Origin of the sequence: Streptomyces mayonensis (genome assembly GCF_018982965.1) — a bacterium.
Lineage (GTDB): Bacteria > Actinomycetota > Actinomycetes > Streptomycetales > Streptomycetaceae > Streptomyces > Streptomyces mayonensis.
In genome coordinates this window covers 1-21,707 of sequence record NZ_JACBYP010000131.1, presented here as the reverse complement: position 1 = coordinate 21,707, position 21,707 = coordinate 1, and the positions used below count along the sequence as shown (strand labels likewise).

The 21,707-nt window shown below is 72.4% G+C and carries 15 protein-coding genes; 14 read left to right on the top strand and 1 reads right to left on the bottom strand.

Going from position 1 to position 21,707, the window contains the following annotated elements; genetic code table 11:
- Window positions 1-216: 216 nt before the first annotated feature.
- The 12 genes from HZS56_RS32410 (at window position 217) to HZS56_RS32355 (ending at window position 15,856) form a co-directional block, all read left to right on the top strand.
- Window positions 217-5,409 carry an SDR family NAD(P)-dependent oxidoreductase gene (locus tag HZS56_RS32410; protein ID WP_216724390.1) on the top strand — a complete coding sequence of 1,731 codons (5,193 nt, stop codon included), beginning with the start codon at window positions 217-219 and terminating at the stop codon, window positions 5,407-5,409.
- Complete coding sequence (locus HZS56_RS32405) at window positions 5,399-6,157, top strand: thioesterase II family protein (RefSeq protein ID WP_216724389.1); 759 nt, start codon at window positions 5,399-5,401, stop codon at window positions 6,155-6,157. The genes HZS56_RS32410 and HZS56_RS32405 overlap by 11 nt, the downstream gene beginning before the upstream one ends.
- Window positions 6,158-6,209: 52 nt before the next feature.
- Window positions 6,210-6,446 (top strand): MbtH family protein, encoded by a 237-nt coding sequence (locus HZS56_RS32400; RefSeq protein ID WP_216724388.1) that lies wholly within the window; start codon window positions 6,210-6,212, stop codon window positions 6,444-6,446.
- The gene (locus HZS56_RS32395; RefSeq protein ID WP_216724387.1) at window positions 6,443-7,588 is read left to right on the top strand and encodes a histidinol-phosphate transaminase; all 1,146 of its coding nucleotides are present in this window, start codon (window positions 6,443-6,445) and stop codon (window positions 7,586-7,588) included. The genes HZS56_RS32400 and HZS56_RS32395 overlap by 4 nt, the downstream gene beginning before the upstream one ends.
- Window positions 7,589-7,743: 155 nt before the next feature.
- Window positions 7,744-8,226, top strand: coding sequence for a DNA-binding protein (locus HZS56_RS32390; RefSeq protein ID WP_216724386.1), 483 nt, complete (start codon window positions 7,744-7,746; stop codon window positions 8,224-8,226).
- Window positions 8,216-9,226, top strand: coding sequence for an ATP-binding cassette domain-containing protein (locus HZS56_RS32385; protein ID WP_308408211.1), 1,011 nt, complete (start codon window positions 8,216-8,218; stop codon window positions 9,224-9,226). The genes HZS56_RS32390 and HZS56_RS32385 overlap by 11 nt, the downstream gene beginning before the upstream one ends.
- A complete protein-coding gene (locus HZS56_RS32380; protein WP_216724385.1) occupies window positions 9,223-10,056 on the top strand; it encodes an ABC transporter permease in 834 nt (277 codons plus the stop codon). The genes HZS56_RS32385 and HZS56_RS32380 overlap by 4 nt, the downstream gene beginning before the upstream one ends.
- A gap of 257 nt (window positions 10,057-10,313) precedes the next feature.
- On the top strand, window positions 10,314-11,399 hold the full coding sequence (locus tag HZS56_RS32375; protein ID WP_216724384.1) for a cytochrome P450: 1,086 nt from the start codon (window positions 10,314-10,316) through the stop codon (window positions 11,397-11,399).
- A gap of 340 nt (window positions 11,400-11,739) precedes the next feature.
- The gene (locus HZS56_RS32370; protein ID WP_216724383.1) at window positions 11,740-12,981 is read left to right on the top strand and encodes a nitric oxide synthase oxygenase; all 1,242 of its coding nucleotides are present in this window, start codon (window positions 11,740-11,742) and stop codon (window positions 12,979-12,981) included.
- Entirely contained in the window at window positions 12,959-14,143 is a 1,185-nt protein-coding gene (locus HZS56_RS38975; protein ID WP_216724382.1) for a cytochrome P450, read from the top strand. Before HZS56_RS32370 ends, HZS56_RS38975 begins: the two co-directional genes overlap by 23 nt.
- A gap of 21 nt (window positions 14,144-14,164) precedes the next feature.
- Complete coding sequence (locus HZS56_RS32360) at window positions 14,165-15,289, top strand: tryptophan dimethylallyltransferase family protein (RefSeq protein WP_216724381.1); 1,125 nt, start codon at window positions 14,165-14,167, stop codon at window positions 15,287-15,289.
- Between the two features lie 63 nt (window positions 15,290-15,352).
- Entirely contained in the window at window positions 15,353-15,856 is a 504-nt protein-coding gene (locus HZS56_RS32355; protein WP_216724380.1) for a hypothetical protein, read from the top strand.
- Window positions 15,857-15,943: 87 nt separating this feature from the next.
- Here the strand turns inward: HZS56_RS32355 and HZS56_RS32350 are convergent, their stop codons facing one another.
- Window positions 15,944-16,834, bottom strand: a complete 891-nt coding sequence (locus HZS56_RS32350; RefSeq protein WP_216724379.1) for a TIGR03621 family F420-dependent LLM class oxidoreductase — start codon at window positions 16,832-16,834, stop codon at window positions 15,944-15,946.
- A 286-nt stretch (window positions 16,835-17,120) separates the two neighbouring features.
- Between HZS56_RS32350 and HZS56_RS32345 the strand changes: the two genes are divergently transcribed.
- Complete coding sequence (locus HZS56_RS32345) at window positions 17,121-18,248, top strand: cytochrome P450 (RefSeq protein WP_216724378.1); 1,128 nt, start codon at window positions 17,121-17,123, stop codon at window positions 18,246-18,248.
- A gap of 116 nt (window positions 18,249-18,364) precedes the next feature.
- Window positions 18,365-21,707 (top strand): non-ribosomal peptide synthetase (locus tag HZS56_RS32340; protein WP_216724377.1); only part of this gene is annotated, 3,343 nt, incomplete at its 3' end.

Here is a 21,707-nt window from a genome sequence, read left to right as displayed (position 1 = left end):
CGGACCCGGGCACCGGCTTCGGCGGCGCCGCGGGGCAGGCCGCGGCGGGCGGGGGTGTCCTCGTTCGGGATCTCGGGGACGAACGCGCACGTCATCCTCGAAGAACCCCCTGCCGACACGTCGGCTCCCGCGCGCAGGGACGTACGGAATGGTCCCGCGGGCACGGACACACCTGAGCACTCCTCGGCCGGCCACCGAGGCGGCGCACTGCCCCTGGTGCTGTCCGCGAAGACACCGACGGCCCTGCGGACCCAGGCCCGCCGTCTCCACGACCTGCTCAGCGGACCGTCCGGATCGCGGCACCTGCCGGACGACGCCCCGGCCGCCCTCGATCCGGCGGCGGTCACCTACACCACCGCCCGTGTCCAGTCCGGCTTCGACCACCGCGCGGCGATCGTCCACGAGGACGCGACCGGTCTCCTCGACGGCCTCGCCGCACTGGCCGAGGACCGCCCGGCAGCCCCTCTGTCACGAGGCGTGGCAGGCCCCGCAGACGGCCGCCGGATCCTCATGTTCGCCGGGCAGGGCACCCAGCGGCCAGGCATGGGCAAGCAGCTGCACCAGCGGTTCCCGGCGTACGCGGAGGCCTTCGACGAGGCGTGTGCCGCCTTCGACCCGCACCTGGAACGGCCGCTGGCGTCCGTCGTCTTCGCGGAGCACACGACCGCCGAGGCGGCGGCACTGCACCGGACCGCCTTCACCCAGCCCGCGCTCTTCGCCACCGAGTACGCACTGTCCGAACTGCTGCGGTCCTGGGGCGTACGGCCGGACATCGTGCTGGGACACTCCGTCGGCGAACTGGTCGCCGCCCATGTCGCGGGCCTCTTCTCCCTGGCGGACGCCGCCGAACTCGTCGCGGCCCGCGGCCGGCTGATGCAGTCGCTGCCGTCGGGCGGCGCGATGGTCGCGGTACGGGCGGGCCTCGCGGACGTCGAACCGCTGCTCGCCGGCCTGGAGGACGTGGTGGGGATCGCCGCCGTCAACGGCCCCCGGGCGGTCGTGGTCTCCGGCGCGAGCGACGCGGTGTCGACCGTGGTCACCCGGTTGAAGTCCGCCGGGCACCGGACCACGGCGCTCACGGTCAGCCACGCCTTCCACTCACCTCTCATGACGCCGGTCCTCGCCGAGTTCCGGGAGACCGCGGCGAGGCTGACGTACCGGCGGCCGGTCCTGCCGCTCGTCTCGAACATGACCGGCCGGATGGCGACAGCGGCGGAACTCATGTCGCCCGACTACTGGGCGGACCACATACGGCGCCCGGTCCGCTTCGCCGACGGGATCGCCGCCGCCCGCGCGGAAGGCGGGCGGCACTTCGTGGACATCGGCCCCGACGGCACGCTGTCGTCCATGGCGTCGGCGATCCTCACCGGCCTCGCCGGGGACCCCGGGCGGGACGAGGCGCACGGCCGTGCCGTCGTGGTGCCGCTGCTGCGCGGTGCCCGCGAGGAGGCGCGGACGGCGGTGGACGGACTCGCGGCCGGGTTCACCTCCGGCCTCGACGTGGACTGGCCGGCCGTGGCCGCCGCCTGGGGCGGTGAACTGACCACGCTGCCGACCTACCCCTTCGAACGCCGGCGGTACTGGCTCAACCCGACGGAGTCCGTGACGGAGCCGGCGGGAGCAGGCGCTCCGCGCGCCACGGGCCACCCCGTGCTGGACCGACCGCTGGACCTGCCGGACAGCCGTGAACTGGTGTGGTCCGGACGGCTCGACCCGGCCGAGCTCCCCTGGCTGACCGAACACGTGGTGAGCGGTCGGGCCCTGGTGCCGGGCGCCGTGCTCGCCGAACTGGCCTGCCGCGTGGCGCGCGAGGCGGGATGCGCCCGGGTGGAGGAACTGGTCCTCGTCAGTCCCCTCGTCGTGCCCGACCGGGCGGCGCTCGAACTCCGCGTGGTGGCACGCGCCGCGGACGGCTCCGGACGCCGGCCCTTCACCCTCCACGCGCGCACGTCCGCCGACCCCGACCCCGCATGGCGGCCCACGGCCACCGGCGTGCTGGCCGGCGCCCCGGACGGCTCCGCCGCCCCGGTCCCGTCGGTGACCTGGCCGCCGCCCGACGCCGAAGTCCTGCCGCTGCACCAGGAGGGCGACTACGCCCGCCTCGCCGCCCGAGGCCTCGCGTACGGGCCGGCCTTCCGGGGACTGCGCGCCCTGTGGCGCACGGCCGACGGCATCTGCGCCGAACTCGCACCGCCGGCGCCCATCGCCTCGCAGACCACGCTCTTCGGCCTGCACCCCGCTCTGCTGGACGCCGCCCTGCACCCGGTCGAACTCTTCGGGCTCGCGGGCGAGACCTCCGCGTCCGGCGTCCGCGCTCCCGGTGTCCGCGTCCCCTTCACCTGGCGCGACATGACCCACCACGCACACCCGAGCACCCCTCGGGTGCGGGTCCGGCTGACGGCCGTGGGACGGGACGAGGTCGCGTTGGAGCTGTCCGACACGGACGGCAACCCCGTCCTGTCGGTCGGAGGCCTGTCCCTGCGCGCGCCGTCGACGGCGGACGACAGCCTGCTGCGACGCCTGAGCTGGACGACGGCCGGCCGACGCACCGGGGACGTGACCGGGGAACGGGCCGACGACTCCGAGCGGCCCCACCGGCTCGCGCTGCTCGTTCCCGGCGGCGCCTCCGTCCGTGAGCCTCACGACGCCTTGCCCGCCCTGGACGCCGAGCGCTGTGCCGATGTCGCCGAACTGGTCCGACGGGCACCCGGGGGAGTACCCGACACGGTGGTGATCCCCTGCCCGGCGGGCACGCTGGACGAGGTCCGCGAGGTGACCGCCGGCGTGCTGGCCGCCGTGCAGGAGGTGCTGGCCGAACCGGCGCTCGCCCGGTGCGGGATCGCCCTGGTGACGAGTGGAGCGGTCGGCACCGCCGACGACGACCCGGCGACGGACGCCGCGGCCGCCGCGGTGTGGGGGCTCGGCCGGTGTGCTCAGCAGGAGGAGCCGGGACGGATCCGGCTGGTGGACGTCGACGCGAGCGGGGAGTCGGCGGAGTCGCTCGCCCGCGCCCTCCGGTCCGGCCTCCCCCAGGTCGCCCTGAGGAAGGGCGAGTGGCTCACCCCGGAGCTGACCCCCACGACCGGCAGGCTGCTCGACGCGCCGTCCGGCGACGGAAGCTGGCGGCTGGACTTCGTCGGACGCGGGACCCCCGACGACCTGGCCCTCGTGGAGTGGCCGGACGCCGACGCGCCCCTCGGCGAGGGCCAGGTGCGTGTGGCGCTGCACGCGGCCGGGGTCAACTTCCGCGATGTGCTGCTCACGCTGGGCGTCGTCGACCCGGGGGCCGGTGTACCCGAGGGCGAGGGGCGGCAGAGCGTGGAGGGCGCGGGCGTCGTCGTCGAGGTCGGCCCCGGAGCGGGCCGACTGCGTCCGGGGGACCGGGTGATGGGCCTCTTCGACGGGATCGGGCCGGTCTCGGTCACCGACGAGCGGCTGCTCGCACCCGTCCCGGCGCACTGGTCGTTCGCCGAGGCGGCCGCCGTTCCGGTGGCGTTCCTCACCGCGTACCACGGCCTCGTCCAGCTCGGCCGGCTCCGCGCCGGAGAACGCGTGCTCGTCCACACGGCGACCGGCGCGGTCGGCTTCGCGGCCCGCCAACTCGCCCTGCACGCGGGAGCGGAGGTCTTCGCCACCGCGAGCCCGGCGAAGTGGCCCGTACTGCGGGACGCGGGCATCGGCTCCGACCACATCGCCTCTTCCCGCGACGACGCCTTCGAGGCGTCCTTCCGTACCGCGTCCGACGGGGCCGGCATGGACGTGGTGCTCAACTCGCTCGCCGGACCGCTCACCGACGCGTCGCTGCGGCTCCTCGCGCCGGGCGGCCGGTTCCTGGAGATGGGCAAGACGGACCCGCGCGACCCCGAGGAGGTGGCCGCCGCGCACGACGGCGCCGCGTACACCGTCTTCGACATCCGGCAGGCGGGGCCCGAGGGCATTCGGCGGATGCTGGCCGACCTCCTGCCGCTCTTCGAGGACGGCACGCTGTCGCCTCCACCCCTCACCCTGCGCCACGTGCGCGACGCCCCGGCCGCCTACCGGTACGTCGCCGAAGCACGGCACGTGGGCAAAGTGGTCCTCACCGTCCGGGACTTCGACACCGACCGCGCGGTGCTGATCACCGGCGGCCTCGGCACACTGGGCGCGCTCGTCGCCCGACACCTGGTGACGCGGCACGCGGTACGGGACCTCGTACTGGTCGGCCGACGCGGCGAGGCGACCCCCGGCAGCGCCGAACTGGCCGAGGAACTGCGCGGATCGACCGCCCGCGTCACCGTCGCCGCGTGCGACGCGGGCGACCGGGAAGCCCTGGCGGCGCTCCTGGGCGAGCTGTCCGCGCGCGGCATCCGCATCGGATCGGTGGTGCACGCGGCAGGCACGACGCGGGACGCGGCGATCGGCTCGCTGACCGGGGACGCGATGGACGAAGTGCTCCGGGCCAAGGCGGTCGCGGCCCTGAACCTGCACGAGCTGACAGCGGACCTCGGGCTCTCGTCCTTCGTCCTGTTCTCCTCGGTGGCCGGAGTGACCGGTTCGGCCGGACAGGGCAACTACGCCGCGGCCAACGCCTTCCTGGACGCGCTGGCCGAACACCGCCGCGCCCGGTCACTGCCCGCACTGTCCATCGCCTGGGGGCTGTGGGAGCCGGCGAGCGGCATCACGGGGCGGCTGCGCGCCGAGGACCACGACCGGCTCGCCCGTCACGGCATCCGCGCACTGTCCGCGGACCGGGGGCTGGCCCTCTTCGACGAGGCCGTCGCCACCGCGGCACCGGTCGCGGTCGCCGCCCGCCTCAGCACGCCCCCGCCCGCCGCCCGCCCGAACACCGCCGCGCCGGCGAACGGGAGCACCACCGCGGCGGCGAACGGCGCCGGGCCCGCCGGGCCGTCCGAGGCCGTCCGCCGCGGGTCGCTGCTCGAACTGGTGCGAGCGGAAGCCGCCTCGGTACTCGGACACGACTCGCCGGAGGCCGTCGCGCCCGAAGCGCTCTTCCCCCAGCTCGGCTTCGACTCGCTCGGAGCGATCGAACTGCGCAACCGCATCGTCGCCGCGACCGGCGTCCCGCTGCTGTCCACCCTCATCTACGACTTCCCGTCCCCGAAGGCATTGGCGGACCATCTGCGTGAGGAACACCCGGAATGGCCCGACGGCGGCCGCACCCCTCATGGAAAGGGAAGCGCGAACGGAATGGGGTACCACAAGGGAGCGGAAAGCGACAGGCGCGCGGGAATCGACGACGTAAAGGGAACCGGCGGCGCAAAGGGAAGCGGTGACTTACAGGGAACCGACGACCTGAAGGGAACCGACGGCGTAAAGGGAAGCGACGAGGCAAAGGGAACCGACGACGTAAAGAGAACCGGCGACGCAAAGGGAAGCGGCGACATGCGGGGGCCGGGCCATGAGTACTGACGCGGGCGGCTGGACGATGTCCCTGAACCCGGGCCGGGACGCACGGTTCCGCCTGGTCTGCTTCCCGCACGCGGGCGGTTCCGCCGGCTCCTTCTTCCCGCTGGCGCGCGCCGCGCCGCCCGGCCTGGAGGTGGTCGGCGTCCAGTACCCGGGACGGCAGTGGCGCCGTAGGGAACCGGCCGTCACCGACATCCGCGGCCTGGCACGCGGCGTGGCGGACGCGCTGCCGGCCGGGCGGGATCTGCCGACGGCCGTTCTCGGCCACAGCATGGGCGCGCTGGTCGCCTTCGAGACGGTACGACTGCTGCAGCGGGAGCGGCCGGGAGCCGTCGGGCACCTCTTCGCCTCCGGCAGCCGTGCGCCGTCCCGCCCGCGCGAGGAGGATCAGCGGGCGCGGTGGACCGACGAGCGGATCATCGCCGAACTGGGCGCCCTCGGCGGCACCGGCGACCGGCTGATCTCCGACGAGGAGGCGCTGGGGCAGGCCCTGCCGGCCCTGCGCGACGACTACCGCGCGCTGGCCGCCTACCGGCCCTCTCCCGGCGCGCGCGTCAGGGTGCCGCTCACCGTGCTCGTGGGGCGCGAGGACCCGAAAGCGGGGCCGGACCACGCCTCGGACTGGCAGCCGTACACCGACGCGGCCTTCGCATCGAAAATCTTTCCCGGCGGTCACTTCTTTCTCGATGAGAACGCGGCGGAACTTCTGGAACTCGTGCGGTGCAGCCTTGTTGTGACACAGCACCCGTGAGAGCCTTTCGGGCGCCATCCAAAAGAAAAGCACGAAGAGAATCGGAGAGGCGATGTCGAATCCGTTCGAGGACGAAAACGCCGCGTACGTCGTACTGATCAACGACGAACTTCAGTATTCGCTGTGGCCGGTGATCGTCGACATTCCCGACGGCTGGCACACGGTGTTCGGCGAGGCCCCGAGGACCGAGTGCCTGGACTACATAGACCAGCACTGGACGGACATGCGTCCCAAGAGCCTGGTGGACGCGATGAGCGCGGAGGCCGGTGCCCAGGACCGCACCGAATGACCGCCACGCCCGGCCCGGACCGTCCGCCCGCGGCCCGGCCGCGGGTCCGGACGGATCTGGACGGCCTGCCGCTCTTCCGGGGAGGGGCCGCCGAACCCGGAACGATCGGCCTGGACTGCAACGAGTCGCCGTTCGCGCCGCCCGCCGCCGTACAGGCCGCGCTGTCCGGCGCGGCCCGGGGGCTGAACCGCTACCCCGACAACGCGTCGGCCGACCTCACCGCCCGGCTCGCCGAGCGCCACGGAGTGCCGCCCGACACCCTCAGCCTGGGGCCGGGATCGGTGGGCCTGTGCGTGCAGCTGATCCAGATCGCCTGTGCGGCGGGCGACGAAGTGGTGGTCCCCTGGCGCTCGTTCGAGGTCTATCCGACCGTCGCCGGGACGGCGGGCGCGCTGGTGCGCCGGGTCCCGCTGACCGCGGGGCACGCCCTCGACCTGCCGGCGATGGCCGCGGCGGTCTCCGACCGCACACGGCTGGTCTTCGTGTGCTCGCCCAACAACCCGACCGGGACATCCGTGTCCCGGTCGGGTGTGGAGCGCTTCCTCGCCGAGGTGCCGCCGGACGTCCTGGTGGTCCTCGACGAGGCCTACGCGGAGTTCACCGGACTGGAGGACGACCCGCTCGACGGGTTCGGCCTGGTGCGCGACCTGTTGCGGCAGGGGCGCACCAACGTGGTCGCGCTGCGCACCTTCTCCAAGGCGTACGGGCTGGCCGGGCTGCGGATCGGCTACTGCCTGTCCGCCCCGCCGGTGGCCGAACTGCTGGCCCGGGTCGCGGTCCCGTACGCGGTCGGCAGCCTCGCCCAGCGGGGCGCGGTCGCCGCGCTGGACTGCGAGCGGGAAGTGCGGGAGCGCTGCCGGCACCTCACCGAGGAGCGGGAGCGGGTCCGGGCCGCTCTCCTCGACGCGGGCTGGCACGTGCCGGTCAGCGGCGCGAACTTCCTGTGGCTGCCCGCCGGTCCGGCCGCCGAGGCCTTCGCCGCGCACTGCCGTGAGCAGCGGATCCTGGTCAAGGCATTCCCCGGCGAGGGGGTACGGGTGACGGTCGGCACCGCCACCGAGAACGACGCCTTCCTGGCCGCGGCGGCACGGTTCGCCCCCCTCGACGCGGGTGGCGCCGTCCGGCCGACGCCCCTCGGCTGAGGAGGCGCGCTGCGGATCCGAGAGGCGAGGCCGTCCGAATCCACCTCTCCCCCCCCCACGTCCTCCCCGACACATGTCCTCCATTCCGGTGACTTCATCCGCGGGTTTTCAACTTTTGGTTGACAACTTCTGGTTGAAGTTGCCACGCTCCCTCCATGACCGATCATGCGGAGGGGCCGGACGCCCTGGACCGTGCCGAAGATCCCGACCATGCCCGTGCCCGCCGGGAGCACGTGGCGCTGCGGCACGTGGTGGAGCGCCTGGCCGACGCCGAGCGGCGGGGGCCGGCCGACCCGTCGGCTCGTCTCACCGCTCAGGAGGCCGTCCACCTCATCGCCTCCCGGGCCGCCGGCGGGCGTTCTCCTGACGAGCCCGAGATGGACAGGACCGACATCATGGCGGCCCTGACGTTGCTCCCGCGCGCCCGCGCCGACTTGGACGTACTGGAGGCGAGCCTGCTGTTCGTCGCCCGGGACATCGGCCTGACCTGGCAGGACATCGCCTACGGCCTCGGCCTCCGGTCCCCCCAGGCGGCGCAGAAGCGGGCCGGACGCGGCACCCAGAGCCCGGGCCCGACCCCACCGTCACGGCCCCAGACCCCAGCCGCAAGCGACCTCAAGGGTGAATGTGAGCACTGAACTCGCGGTCGAGACCGTCGGCATGGTGAAGTCCTTCGGGGCCACCAAGGCCGTCGACGGCCTCGACCTGTCCGTCCCGGCCGGCGCCGTCTACGGAGTCCTCGGACCCAACGGCGCGGGCAAGACCACGACCCTGCGCATCCTGGCGACGCTGCTCGCCCCCGACGCGGGCAGCGCCCGGGTCTTCGGTCACGACGTCGTCCGCGAGGCGAACCGCGTACGGGAACGAGTCAGCCTCACCGGCCAGTTCGCCAGCGTCGACAACGACCTCACGGGCATGGAGAACCTGTTGCTGCTCGCGCGGCTGCACGGATACCGCTCCACGGCCGCCCGGGAGCGCGCCCGCGACCTGCTGGAGGCCTTCGACCTGGTCGAGGCCGCCGACCGCCCGGCCCGCGGCTACTCCGGCGGCATGCGCCGCCGGCTGGACGTGGCCGCCGGGCTCGTCGTCCGGCCTCAGCTGATGTTCCTCGACGAGCCGACCACCGGACTCGACCCCCGCAGCCGCAACGAGGTCTGGGACATCATCCGGGCGACCGTCGAGCGCGGCACGACCGTCCTGCTCACCACCCAGTACCTGGAAGAGGCCGACCAGCTCGCGCAGCGCGTCGCGGTCATCGACCACGGCAAGCTGGTCGCCGAGGGGACCCCCGGCGAGCTGAAGTCCTCGGTGGGCCACGGCTCACTGCGCGTCGAACTGACGGACCCCGACGATCTGCCGGAGGCGAGCCGCATCCTCGTCGGTGCCCTGGGAGTGCCCGCCGAGACCACCGGCCCCGCCCGGCTCACCGCCCGGGGCACCGATCCCCGGAGCGTGGCGCGCGCCCTGGGCGAACTCACCCGGACCATCGAGGTCGACGACTTCGCCATGGACCGCCCGAGCCTGGACGAGGTGTTCCTCGCGCTGACCGGGCGGCCCCCCACCTCCGAGGTGCCCGCCGCCCGCAAGCCGGCCCGCAAGTCCGGCCGCAAGTCCGCCACGAACGAGGAGAGCCGATGACGACCGCCGCGCGCCCGATCGAGGTGGAGGAGAGACTGCTCCGGGTCCTCGGCGAGGACACCCGCCCGCAGCAGCGCCCCGGGGCGCTGTCCACGTCGCTCACGATGGGCTGGCGGGCGCTGGTGAAGATCAAGCGCTCGCCGGGGCAGCTGTTCAACGCGACCATCACCCCGGTGATGTTCACGCTGATCTTCACCTACCTCTTCGGCGGCGCGATCTCCGGCAGCAGCCGCGAGTACCTGCAGTTCCTGCTGCCCGGCATCCTCGTGCAGGGCGTGCTGTTCATCTCCACGCAGACCGGTGTGGCCCTCACCAGCGACCTCCAGCAGGGCATCTTCGACCGCTTCAAGTCGATGCCGGTCTGGCGGCCGTCCCCGCTGACCGGCGCCCTCATCGGCGACGTGGTGCGCTATCTGATCTCGTCGGCCGTCGTGGTCGCCGTCGGGCTCGCACTGGGCTTCCGGCCCGACGGCGGACCGCTCGGCGTCATCGGCGGCATGCTCCTCGCCGTCCTCTTCGGCTTCTGCGTCTCCTGGATCTGGACGTTCCTCGGCCTGGTGCTGCGCACCCCGCAGGCCGTCTCCGCGCTCGGCATGCTGCTGCTGTCGCTCCTGACCTTCGCCAGCAACATCTTCGCCGAGCCGACCACCATGCCCGGCTGGCTGAAGGCGTTCGTCGACATCAATCCCATCGGATACGTGGTCACCGCGAGCCGCTCCCTCATGAACGGGGACGGCGCGGCCGACCTCGCTCCCGCCCTCGTCTCCTGTGCGGTACTGCTGATCGTGTTCGTGCCGCTCAGCCTGCTGCGCTACAACAAGAGCGAATAACGGAGCGGGCTGTAATTCAGCCCGTCAAACGGCGTTCCCCCTTCTAATTTCTGAACGTTTGCCGCCGGTGGAGACCGTGGATAGCATCGTCCCCACCGCACCGGAAATCGTCCGAATTTTAGTGGGGGAGCGCCGTGCTCAACAGTGAGAATTCCCGGGTCGACGTCCCCGAGATCGCGATGGTCGACCCCGAGGTACTCAGTGATCCGGTTTCCGCCTATGGGAGGGCAAGGGAGCAGACCCCCATAGTGCGCCTCATGGCGCCGGGATTCGGATCGATATGGGCGGTCACCCGCCACAGCGACGCCAAAGCCATGCTGAGCGACCCGCGCCTCGCCATGACCGCCGACAGCTGGAACCAGCGCATCCCGGACGACGTACGTCCCTACCTGCTGACCATGTCGCACATGGACGGCGCCGACCACGGCCGGCTGCGCAAGCTCGCCGTACGGGCCTTCACCGCCCGTCGCGCCGCAGCCCGCCGCGACATGATCCGGCAGAGCGCCGACCGGCTGCTCGACGCGCTGCCCGGCCTCGCCGAAGCGGGCACCGTCGACCTCCTGAAACACTTCGCCCAGCCGCTGCCGACCTTCGTGGTCGGCGACGTCATGGGCATCCCCGAGGCGGACCGGCCGCTGTGGCGCACCTACGTCGCCCGGATCAGCTCCGGCGGCCAGACCTACGACGAGGCCCTGCGCGATGCCATCGAGGGCGCCAAACGGGTCATCGAACTGCGGCGCGAAGAGCCCGGCGACGACCTGGTCTCCGACCTTCTGCGGGCCCAGGCCGAGGACGCCGACCGGATCAGCGACACCGAACTGGTCACCATGGTGTGGCACACGGTCTTCGCGGGTCAGGACAATCTCGCGAACTTCATCGCCAACTCCGTGGTGGCCCTCCTCTCCCATCCGGAACAGCTCGCCGCCCTGCGCGCCGACCCGTCCCTGATGCCCCGGGCCGTGGAGGAGCTGATGCGGTGGCGGCCCCCGCTGCTGCTGACCGCCATCCGCTACGTCCTGGAGGACTTCGAGCTGTGCGGCGCGCAGGTGCGCGCCGGGGACTCCGTGGTGGCGGTGATCGCCTCCGCCAACCGCGACCCCCGCGTCTTCGACGACCCCGACACGCTCGACATCACCCGGCCCGCCGGCGCGGTCCAGTTCGGCTTCGGCCACGGAGCGCACTACTGCATCGGCGCCTCCCTGGCCGCCGTCGAGGCGGAGGTGGCGCTCGAGGCCCTGCTGAGCCGCTTCCCCGACCTCGCGCTCGCCGTCCCGCCCGAGGAGGTGCCGCGGCTGCCCAACCCCGGCAGCTGGCACCTCACCGGGCTCCCGGTCACCCTCTGACCCCTCCGCCTCCGAGTCCTTTGCGGAAACCGGCCTGCGAAATCACTCGGCGAAGCATTGGGCCGATGACGCATTGACCGGGTGTTCGAGTGATTTGTTGACGGTGGTCGGGCCGAACCATAGATTGACGACTGCCCGAATTTCCCGCCTCCCGGCAAGCAATTTATTTGCAGCGCTCCCGAGATATTCGAGAGTGCCGGGAGGTGGTATGGAAAAGCGGACCGGGCTGGGAGGTGAACCGATATGCGTTACCTGCACTGAAAGCAGAGATGAGAACGTACGGCCGTAGCCCGGCATGGTCAGACCTGCCGGGCTACGGCACCGTTGACGGGGGTTGCGCATGGCAGGGCCCGCAGACACCGGCACAGCAGATCCCGGCATACCGGACCTGATCGCACGCGCCGATGAATTCATCCGGCTGTACAGCTCGGAGAACGCCGTCGACCGCCCGCCGGCCGACCGCATGGCCGAGATCCGCCGCGAGATCCGCCAGAGCGGCACGTATGTGCACACCGCCGGCGAACTGGCCTTCGGCGCCAAGATCGCCTGGCGCAACAGCAGGCGCTGCATCGGCCGCCTGTACTGGCCCGGCCTCGTCGTACGCGACCTGCGACACCTGCGGACGGCCGAGGACATCCACCGCGCGTGCGTCGAACACCTGCGGCTGGCCTTCAACGGCGGCCGGATCCGTCCCACGATCAGCGTCTTCGCGGCCGACGGACCCGACGGCACGGGACCGCGCATCCACAACCCGCAGCTCATCCGCTACGCCGGCTACCGCGGCCCCGGCGGCCGCGTCACCGGCGACCCCGCGTCCGCCGACCTCACCGACCGCGTCCGAGCCCTCGGCTGGCCCGGCGGCCCGGGCACCCGCTTCGACGTCCTGCCGCTGCTCGTCGAGGCGCCCGGCAATCCGGCCCGGCTCTTCGACCTCCCGCCCGACGCCGTGCGGGAGGTCCCGCTGCGCCACCCCGACCACGACTGGTTCGCCGACCTCGGCCTGCGCTGGCACGCGCTGCCCGTCATCTCCGACATGGTGCTGGAGATCGGCGGCGTACGGTACGGGGCCGCCCCCTTCAACGGCTGGTACATGGGCACGGAGATCGGCGCCCGCAACCTCGTCGACGCCCGGCGCTACGACCTGCTGCCCGAGATCGCCGACCGGCTGGGCCTGGACCGCACCAGCGAAAGGACCCTGTGGAAGGACCGGGCGCTGGTCGAGCTGAACGTGGCGGTGCTCTGGTCGTTCGAGCGGGACGGCATCACCATCACCGACCACCACACCGAGTCGGAGCGGTTCCTGCGCCACCTGCGCCGCGAGGAAAGGGCCGGCCGCACCGTGGCTGCCGACTGGTCCTGGATCGTCCCCCCGCTCTCGGGCGGCGTGACCCCCGTCTTCCACCGCTACTACGACGACCACGAGTCGTCGCCCGCGTTCCTGCAAGCACCGGCCCCCGGCCGCTGCCCGGTCACCGGACACACTCCGACGGCCGCCGGCGAGGCCCACGGACCGGACCCAGAGCCGCCCGTCAGCGTCGGCGCCAACACCGGAGACAGCCGTGACCGTATCGCCCGCCCCTGAGGCCACCGACCCCCTGTTCAGTCCCCTCGACCCCGCGGTGCTCGCCGACCCCTACCCGGTCTACCGGCGGCTGCGCGAAGCCCAGCCGGTCTACTGGCACCCGGGCATCGACTCCTGGCTGATGACCCGGCACGCCGACTGCACGGCGATCCTGCGCGACTCCGCCCGGTTCAGCACCGACTTCCGGAAGATCGGCATCCCGACCCCGCCGACCCTGCTCAGCCTGCAGACCCTCGACCCGCCCGACCAGACCCCGCTGCGCCACCTCGCCCTCGACGCGGTACGCGCGCAGGACCTCGACGCGCTGCGCGAGGAACTCGGCACGTTCGCCGACCGGTTGCTCGACGAGCTGGCGGACCGGCCGTCCTTCGACTTCATCCACGACTACGCCGACGTGTTCACCCTGCGGGCCATCACCCGGTTCATCGGCGTCGAACCGCCCGAGACCGACGAGACGTTCGCCCGCTTCAACGACGACCTCGACCACAGCATGGACGCGCAGCTCGACCCCGACGCGGAGGAACCCGGACTGCGCGCCCGCGCCCACTTCAACGACCTGGTCCGCACCTGGCTCGCCCACCCCGGCCCGCACGGTGTCCTGCCCGAGGTGGTGCGCCGCCTGCCCGGTTCCGGCGTCGAGGCCGACGACGTACTGGTCAATTCCGTACGCGCCTTCTTCCACGCCGGGTTCGAGGTGCCCAGCCGCTTCCTCGGCAACGCCCTCGCGGCCCTGCTGGCCACGCCCGGCGCGTGGGAGTCCCTGGTACGCGGCGACGTCGGCCTCGACACCGCCGTCGAGGAACTGATCCGGTACGTCGGCCCGGTGCAGGCACTGGCCCGCGCCTGCACCCAGGACACCGAGCTGGGCGGGGTCGACGTCAAGCGCGGCCAGGTGGTGACCGCGCTGATCGGCGCGGCCAACCGCGACCCCGCGCAGTTCCCCGACCCCGAGACGCTGAGACTGGACCGCAAGCCCAACAACCACCTGGGCTTCGGCCGGGGCGCGCATTCCTGTCTCGGCCTCAACCTCGCCCGGATCGAGGCACATGTGACACTCGGCGCCCTGCTGCGGCACCCCGGTGTCCGCGCGGCGGGCGAAGCGGTGGTGCGGCCGAACGGCACGCTGCGCGGCCTCTCCCGGCTACCGCTCGCACTCGGCTGACCCGAAGGAGTGTCGGCGGCGATGGAGACGGTGAGCGGGAGCAGCGAGGCGGCGGACACCCGGCCGGTCCGCTCGGCCAGGGCCGCGGGCGAGGCCCGCCTGGGCCGGCTGGCGTCCGCCCTCGGCCTGGGCGACCGAGGCGGCGTGTGCGCGGAGGCCTTCGGCGCGATGACGGGCTCCTGGGGCACGGCCACGGCCGCGCAACTGGCCGAGTCCGACGTGTCGTCCGACGGGTCGCCGCTGGAGTTCGCGATCGGCCTCGACGACGACCCCTCGCTGCAGTTCGCGGTGGAGGCACTGCGCCCCGGGGACTGCCCGGTGGACCGGGTCGTCTCCGCCCGCGCCACGATGGCCGGCCTGGTCCGCCGGTACGGAACGGACGCACGGCGGTGGGCGCGGGTCGCCGACCTGTACCTGCCCGAGAAGCCCGCCACCGAGCACGTCGCGATGTTCGGCGCAGAGGTGCGGCGGCAGGGGGACGCCCAGTTCAAGGTCTGGTTCTACCCGGCCGTCGGCGGGCCCGAGCGGGCCGCGGAGCTGTGCGAACGGGGTCTTGCCGCCGTCGGGCTCGGCGCGGCCTGGCCCGCCGTGACCGCGCACATGGCGCGGGGCGAGCGTCTCGACCGGCCGGTGATGTTCTCGCTCGACCTCTCGGCGGACCCCGAGGCGCGGGTCAAGCTGTACTTCCGGCACTACGCCACCGATGCCGACGGCCTGGCCGAACTCATGGCGCCGTACCCGGGCTTCGCGGTCGCCCCCGTGCGGCGGTTCTGCGAGACGATGCTCCCCGAGGCGGTCGCCGACCTCTCCGCTCAACCCCCCGTCACCTGCCTGTCGTTCACCGGCGCGCGGCCCGCCACGGCCGGGGGGGCGACCGTCTACCTCCCCATGTGGACCTACGCCCCGGACGACGAGGCGGTGCGCCGCCGGACGAAGGCGGCGCTGGCCGCCTGCGACCGGTCCTCGGGCCTCTACGAACGGGCGCTGCGCGAGGTGGCGTCCCGCCCGCTCGACGCCGCCCGGGGCATCCACAACTACGTGGCCTGGCGGCCGGGCCCCGGCCGCCCCCGGCTCAAGGCGTACTTCTCGCCCGAACTGCGGCACACGGACCCGACGGCGCGATACGCCATCGAGGGGCTGGAATGACCGTCGAAAGGGCTGCCGCCCGTCGCCGGGCGCATGCCATAATCGGGCCTCGTGTATGAGCCTGTGGTCGACGTGTGGAAGCGGTATTCGGGACTGGTGGACAGGCCGGGCACCCCCTGGCGTGTTCCGTCGGGGGTGCTGGCGGAAATCCATACCCGTTTCGGGCAGCTTGACATGCTGATGGAATCCGTCGTGACGGTTCTGGATTCGCCGTGGGAATCCGCGGACGAAAGACAGACCGCCGCCGACGAACGTCGGGTGTTCCTTCGGGCATGGGACTGGGCGGCGGTGTACACCGACGCCTTCTACTTCTTCGGCTGGCGTACGGTCGACCTGCTCAACGGCACCGTCGGCGGCCCGCTGCCATGTCTCGAACCGGTTCGGCCAGCCGGTCTCCTCGCCGTCCGCGACGTCCTCCACGAACACCCCGAGAGCCAGGGCGCCTACTACCGGCACGGCCTCGAGCTCCGCGACGAGGCCCTGGAGAAGATCGGCCGCGCCGCGGACGCGCTCGCGGCGGGCGGCGACGGCACGGTGCCGGACGGTTCGGATCCCGGTGGGCGGTGAAGGCACGGTGCCGGACGGTACGGATCCCGGCGGGCGGTGAGAACACCGTGCCGGGCGGTGAGACCGCCCGGCACCCGGAGCGAACCGTCACTTCAGGATCTCGACGACCGGTGCGAACGCCTCCCACCACGGCTCCAGGACCACGATGTAGCTGAGGCCGAACCGCTCCCGGTACTCCGTCAGCCGATCGGCGATCTCCCGCCGCGACCCGATCAGCCAGGCCGGCGTCGCGAGCAGCTGCTCGGGGGTGAAGTGGGCCAGCGGATGCCGCGCCCACTCCTCGGCGGTGCCCCGCGGATCGTCCGTGACGATCACCTGCTGCACCAGCAGGTTCAGTTCCACCTCCGCGACCCGGGCGCCCAACTGCTCGCGGACCAGGGCCACCCGCTCGCCCAGTTCTTCCGGACTCGCCAGCTGCGGGAACTCCCCGCGCCCCGCGAAGATGCCGGTGAAGCCGATGATGTCGGCGTGCTCGGCGGCCAGTCGCAGCACCCGGTCGCCGTTGCCGGCCACCAGCAGCGGCGGGCCGCCGGGCCGCACCGGCCGGGGTGTGTGATCGGGGTTCACCATCAGCCCGCGCAACTCCTTGACCGTGCGCTCCAGTTGGCTGACACGCTCACCGGCGGACGGGAACGGCACCCCGTCGGAACCGGTGCCCTGCCGGATGGAGCCGGCCGCCAGCCCCACCTCCAGGCGGCCGTCGGTCAGCAGGTCGGCCGTGGCCGCCTCCCGGGCCAGCAGCACCGGGTTGTGGAACGCGGCGTTGAGGACGAAGGTGGTCACCCGGACCCGCTCGGTGGCCTCGGCCGCCGCCACCAGGGCGGGGAACGGGGCGGGCGCGCCCAGGTGGTCCGGCACGCCCAGCACATCGAACCCCAGGTCCTCGACCTTGCGGGACTTTTCTGCCCATTCACGCCGCGGCGCGGGCGTGACGAGATTGACGCCGAAACGGAACGGCCGATTCTCGGGAAGAGTCATGGTGCGACGTTAGCAGCGTGGCCGGAATCCGAAAACGAACGCGCTTTTGCCTCCGCGCCCGGTGCTTCGGCGGCGGCTGTTCAAATTCTGCAATCTTGACACCGGCAAGGCCCGTGATCGAGTCTCGGAACGAATGTCACTTGCCTTGTTTCCTTCATCGCGCGGGGAGAAGGAGTTTTTCGTGCGCCCAGAGCAAGCACAGGCCAAAACCACCGTGGGGAATTCGACACCTGCTCCGCCCTATTCCGAGGACGACGGAAAAGCGCTCCAGGACTGGTTCCGCGCCATGAGGGACGAACACCCCGTCCACCAGGACCCCGCGACCGGCGCCTGGCTGGTGCTCCGGTACGCCGACGTCGTCACCGCCAGCCTGGACCACGCCACGTACTCCTCCGAACTGTGGCGGGCCTACCCGGCCGAGTGGGGCAAGGGAGACGCCTGGGGCCAGGGCCGACTCACCGAGATGGACCCGCCGAGGCACCGGCTGCTGCGAGCACTGATCGGTAAGGCCTTCAACCAACGGACGGTCGCCGGTCTCGCCCCGGAGATCGAGGCAACCGTGGAACGCCTGCTGGACGCCGTGGACGGCAACGCCGGGATCGACGTGGCCCGCGATCTGGCCGACCCCCTGCCGGTCATGGTCATCGCCGAACTGATCGGGCTCCCCTTCGAGGACCGGGAGCTGCTGCGGGGCTGGGCGGACCGGCTGCTCTCCTTCGAGGCGGGTGAACTGGCCGGCGAGGAACTCGTCAAGGCGATCGACGCGGCGGGCGCCGAACTGCTCGCCTACCTGCGCGAGCACTACCGGCTACGGCTCAAAGCCCCCAAGGACGACCTCTTCAGCAGGCTCGCGCAGGCCGAGGTGGACGGCGAACGCCTCACCGAGGAGGAGGTGGTCAACATCGGCAAACTGCTGCTCATCGGCGGGCACGTCACCACCGCCTGCTCACTCGCCAGCCTCGTCTTCGAGCTGCTGCGCCACCCCGACGCGCTGACCGCCGTACGGCAGGACCCGGACCTGATACCGGCCGCCGTCGAGGAGTCGGTCCGCTACCGCCCCGCGGTCCCGAACAGCCTGCGACTGACCACACACGACACCGAACTCGGCGGAGTCGCCATCCCCGCCGGGCAGTTCGTGTCGCTCTCCGCGCTGTCGGCCAACCACGACGAGCGGCAGTTCGAGGACCCCGAGCGCTTCGACATCCGCCGGCCGCACAACCAGCACGTCGGCTTCGGACAGGGCGTCCACTACTGCCTGGGCGCCCCCCTGGCACGCACCGAGATCCGGATCGCGCTGACGGCGCTGCTGCGGCGGTTCCCCGTACTGGAGAGGACCGACGGCCCCCTCCAGTACTACCGGAACCCGAGCATCGCCGGCCTCAGGTCCTTCCCCGTCGCCGTCGGACGAGGCTGACGGCCACCGCCGCCGACGGCTCCCACCACCCCGCCCGCCGCCACCTTCACCTCCACGGCCACCACAACTCCGCCGCGTCGCGAACCACTCGGACCCCAGGGGCAGAAGAATTCATCATGCGATACGTTGACGAGCCGAACACGAGCGGACGGTCCACGGCCGGGAGCGGACACCAGGGGACGGCACCCGACCCCGCCACGCTGCCGGACATCTTCGAGACCCGCGCGGCGCTGACACCGCAGGCCCTGGCCGTCAGCGCGGGCACGACCACCTGGACGTACACCGAACTCGACGCGCGCGCCAACCGCATCGCCTGGTGGCTCATCGGCCAGGGCCTGGGACCCGACGACCGGGTCGCCGTCGCCCTGCCGCGCGGCCCCGAACACATCGCCGCCCTCCTCGGCATCATGAAGGCCGGTGCCGCCTACCTCCCGCTGGACCCCGAGCAGCCCACCGAACGCCTCGCCCGCCTGCTGCGGGACAGCGGGCCCAGAGCAGTCCTGCTCCACACCGGCCTCGCCCGCCGCCTGCCGCCCGGCGCCGCCCGGCCGCTCCCGCTCGACGCCCCCGCCACCGGCACCGCCCTCGCCGCCTGCCCCGCCACCGCGCCCCACGACGGCGACCGGACCCGGCCGCTGCTCCCGAGCGACCTCGCCTACGTCATCCACACCTCGGGCTCCACCGGCACACCGAAACCGGTCGGCGTCCCGCACACGGGCTTCGCCGCCCTCGTCGCCACGGCGGCCCGGCACCAGACCACCGAGACCGGCTCCCGCGTGCTCCAACTGGCGCCCCCCACCTTCGACGTGGCGATCTGGGAGCTGCTCACCACCTTCGCCGGAGGCGGCACCCTCGTCGTCCCCGGACACAGCCGTCTGCTCGGCGAGGAACTCGCCGACGTGCTGGCCGACGAACGGATCACCCACGTCACCCTGCCGGTCCCGGTGCTCGCCACCCTCCCCGCCGGTACCGAGTCCACGCTGCCCGACCTGCGCCGGGTGCACATCGGCGGCGAGAGCTGCCCGCCCGACCTCGTGCGCCGGTGGTCCGCCGACCGCGAGCTGGTCAACGGCTACGGCACCACCGAGTGCTCGGTCGCCACCACTCTGACCGAACCGCTCACCGCCCTCGACGGCGACCCCGCACCGATCCCGATCGGGACACCGGTGGCGGAGGTCCAGGTGTTCGTCCTGGACGACGTACTGACCCCGGTGCCCGCCGGCACGCCAGGGGAGCTGTACGTGACCGGCCCCGGCCTCGCACGCGGATACGTGGAGCTGCCGGGTCTGACGGCGGAGCGGTTCGTGGCGTGCCCGTTCGGCGCGCCGGGCGGCCGGATGTACCGCACCGGCGATGTCGTCCGGTGGAACGCGGACGGTCAACTGGAGTACCTGCAGCGGGTGGACGACCAGGTGAAGATCCGTGGCTTCCGGGTGGAGCCCGGCGAGGCGGAGGAGGCGCTGCGGCGGCACCCCGCGGTGGCACAGGCCGTCGTGCTGCCCCTCACGCACACCACGGGCGATACGCGGCTCGTCGCCTACGCCGTCCCCGCCCCCGACGCCGACGTGACCCCCGCGTCACTGCGCGCCGACCTTCAGGAGGTGCTCCCCGACCACCTCGTGCCGTCCGCCGCCGTCATGCTGGACGCGTTCCCGCTGACACCGAACGGAAAGATCGACCGCACCGCACTCCCCGCCCCCGAGTACGACGGCACCGGCGTGTCCCGCGCACCCCGCACGGAGACCGAAGCCGCACTGTGCGGCTTGTTCGGGGACATTCTGGGGGTGGCGTCGGTCGGGGTGGACGACAGTTTCTTCGACCTGGGTGGGCATTCGCTGCTGGCGACGCGTCTGGTGAGCAGGGTCCGTCGTGTGATGGGTGTCGAGTTGCCGTTGCGGGTGCTGTTCGAGGCGCCGACGGTGGCGAGGCTCGTTCGCCGGCTGGGCACGGGACAGGTGCGTCCGGCGCTGGGGGCGCGTCCGCGGTCGGAGTCGCTGCCGTTGTCGTACGCGCAGCAGCGTCTGTGGTTCCTGCACAAGCTGGAGGGACCTTCTGCGACCTACAACATGCCGCTCACCCTCCGCCTCACCGGCGACGTCGACCGCGACGCGCTGGAGGCCGCCATCAACGACGTCGTGGCACGCCACGAGCCGCTGCGCACCGTCTTGTCCGAGACCGCCGACGGACCCGTCCAGCGCGTCCTTCCCGCGGACCAGGCACACCTGGTGCTGCGCACCGTCACCGTCGCGCAGGACCACCTCGAAGCGGAGATCCGCGCCGCGGCCCGGCTCCCCTTCGACCTCGCGGCCGACATCCCGGCCAAGGCGTGGCTCTTCCGGACCGAGGACGACCCGAACGCCGCAGTCCTGGTGCTCGTGCTGCATCACATCGCGGGGGACGGGTGGTCGGCGGGCCCGCTGGCGCGGGATCTCGTGGCGGCGTATGCGGCTCGTTCGGGTGGCGGGGCTCCGGCGTGGCCGGCGCTGCCGGTGCAGTACGGGGACTACACCGTGTGGCAGCACGAGGTGCTGGGGGACGTGGACGATGCGTCGAGCGTGCTGGGCAGCCAGTTCCGGTACTGGCAGCGTCAGTTGGACGGCGCGCCGGAGGAGGTGACGGTACCGGGTGACCGGCCGCGTCCCGCTTCGGCGTCGTACGAAGGGGGACAGGTGCCCTTGGAGATCGACGCGGCCCTGCATGCCGGGCTGCGGGACCTGGCCCGGTCGGCGGACGTGACACCGTTCATGGTGCTGCACGCGGGACTCGCGAGCCTGTTGTCACGGCTGGGTGCGGGTTCGGACGTCGTCGTCGGTTCGCCGGTGGCGGGACGGATGGACGAGGGGCTGGACGACCTGGTCGGTCTGTTCGTCAATACGTTGGTGGTGCGGACGGATGTGTCGGGTGATCCGTCGTTCGGTGAGTTGTTGGGGCGGGTGCGTGAGGGGTGTCTGGAGGCGTTCGCGCATCAGGATGTGCCGTTCGAGTTGGTGGTGGAGCGGCTGAATCCGGTGCGGTCGGGTGGTCGGCATCCGCTGTTCCAGGTGGCGTTGGTGTTGCAGAACAACGAGGAGGCATCTTTCGAGTTGCCGGGGCTCGGTGTGCGGACCGAGTCGGTGGGGACGGGGACGGCGAAGTTCGACGTGACGGTGAGTCTGTCGGAGGCTTTCGATGAGGATGGGCGTCCGGCGGGGATGTCCGGGTTCATCGAGTATGCGACGGATTTGTATGACGTGGGCACGGTGGAGTTGTTCGGGGCGCGGTTGGTGCGGGTGTTGAGTGGGGCGGTTGCCGGGCCTGAGGTGCGGGTGGGTGAGCTTGATGTGCTGAGCGGGGGTGAGCGGGAGCGGTTGTTGGGGTGGTCGGCGGCTGATGGCGTGCCTGCGCCTGTGCCGGTGACGTTGGCGGGGTTGTTTGCGGGGCGGGTGCGGGAGTGCCCGGATGCGGTGGCGGTGGTGTGTG

Coding starts and splice junctions, on each gene's coding strand:
- HZS56_RS32380 (WP_216724385.1), top strand. CDS start 9,223: ATGACGACCGCCGCGCGCCCGATCGAGGTGGAGGAGAGACTGCTCCGG.
- HZS56_RS32405 (WP_216724389.1), top strand. CDS start 5,399: ATGAGTACTGACGCGGGCGGCTGGACGATGTCCCTGAACCCGGGCCGG.
- HZS56_RS32360 (WP_216724381.1), top strand. CDS start 14,165: ATGGAGACGGTGAGCGGGAGCAGCGAGGCGGCGGACACCCGGCCGGTC.
- HZS56_RS32395 (WP_216724387.1), top strand. CDS start 6,443: ATGACCGCCACGCCCGGCCCGGACCGTCCGCCCGCGGCCCGGCCGCGG.
- HZS56_RS32370 (WP_216724383.1), top strand. CDS start 11,740: ATGGCAGGGCCCGCAGACACCGGCACAGCAGATCCCGGCATACCGGAC.
- HZS56_RS32350 (WP_216724379.1), bottom strand. CDS start 16,834: ATGACTCTTCCCGAGAATCGGCCGTTCCGTTTCGGCGTCAATCTCGTC.
- HZS56_RS32375 (WP_216724384.1), top strand. CDS start 10,314: ATGGCGCCGGGATTCGGATCGATATGGGCGGTCACCCGCCACAGCGAC.
- HZS56_RS32400 (WP_216724388.1), top strand. CDS start 6,210: ATGTCGAATCCGTTCGAGGACGAAAACGCCGCGTACGTCGTACTGATC.
- HZS56_RS32390 (WP_216724386.1), top strand. CDS start 7,744: ATGACCGATCATGCGGAGGGGCCGGACGCCCTGGACCGTGCCGAAGAT.
- HZS56_RS32345 (WP_216724378.1), top strand. CDS start 17,121: ATGAGGGACGAACACCCCGTCCACCAGGACCCCGCGACCGGCGCCTGG.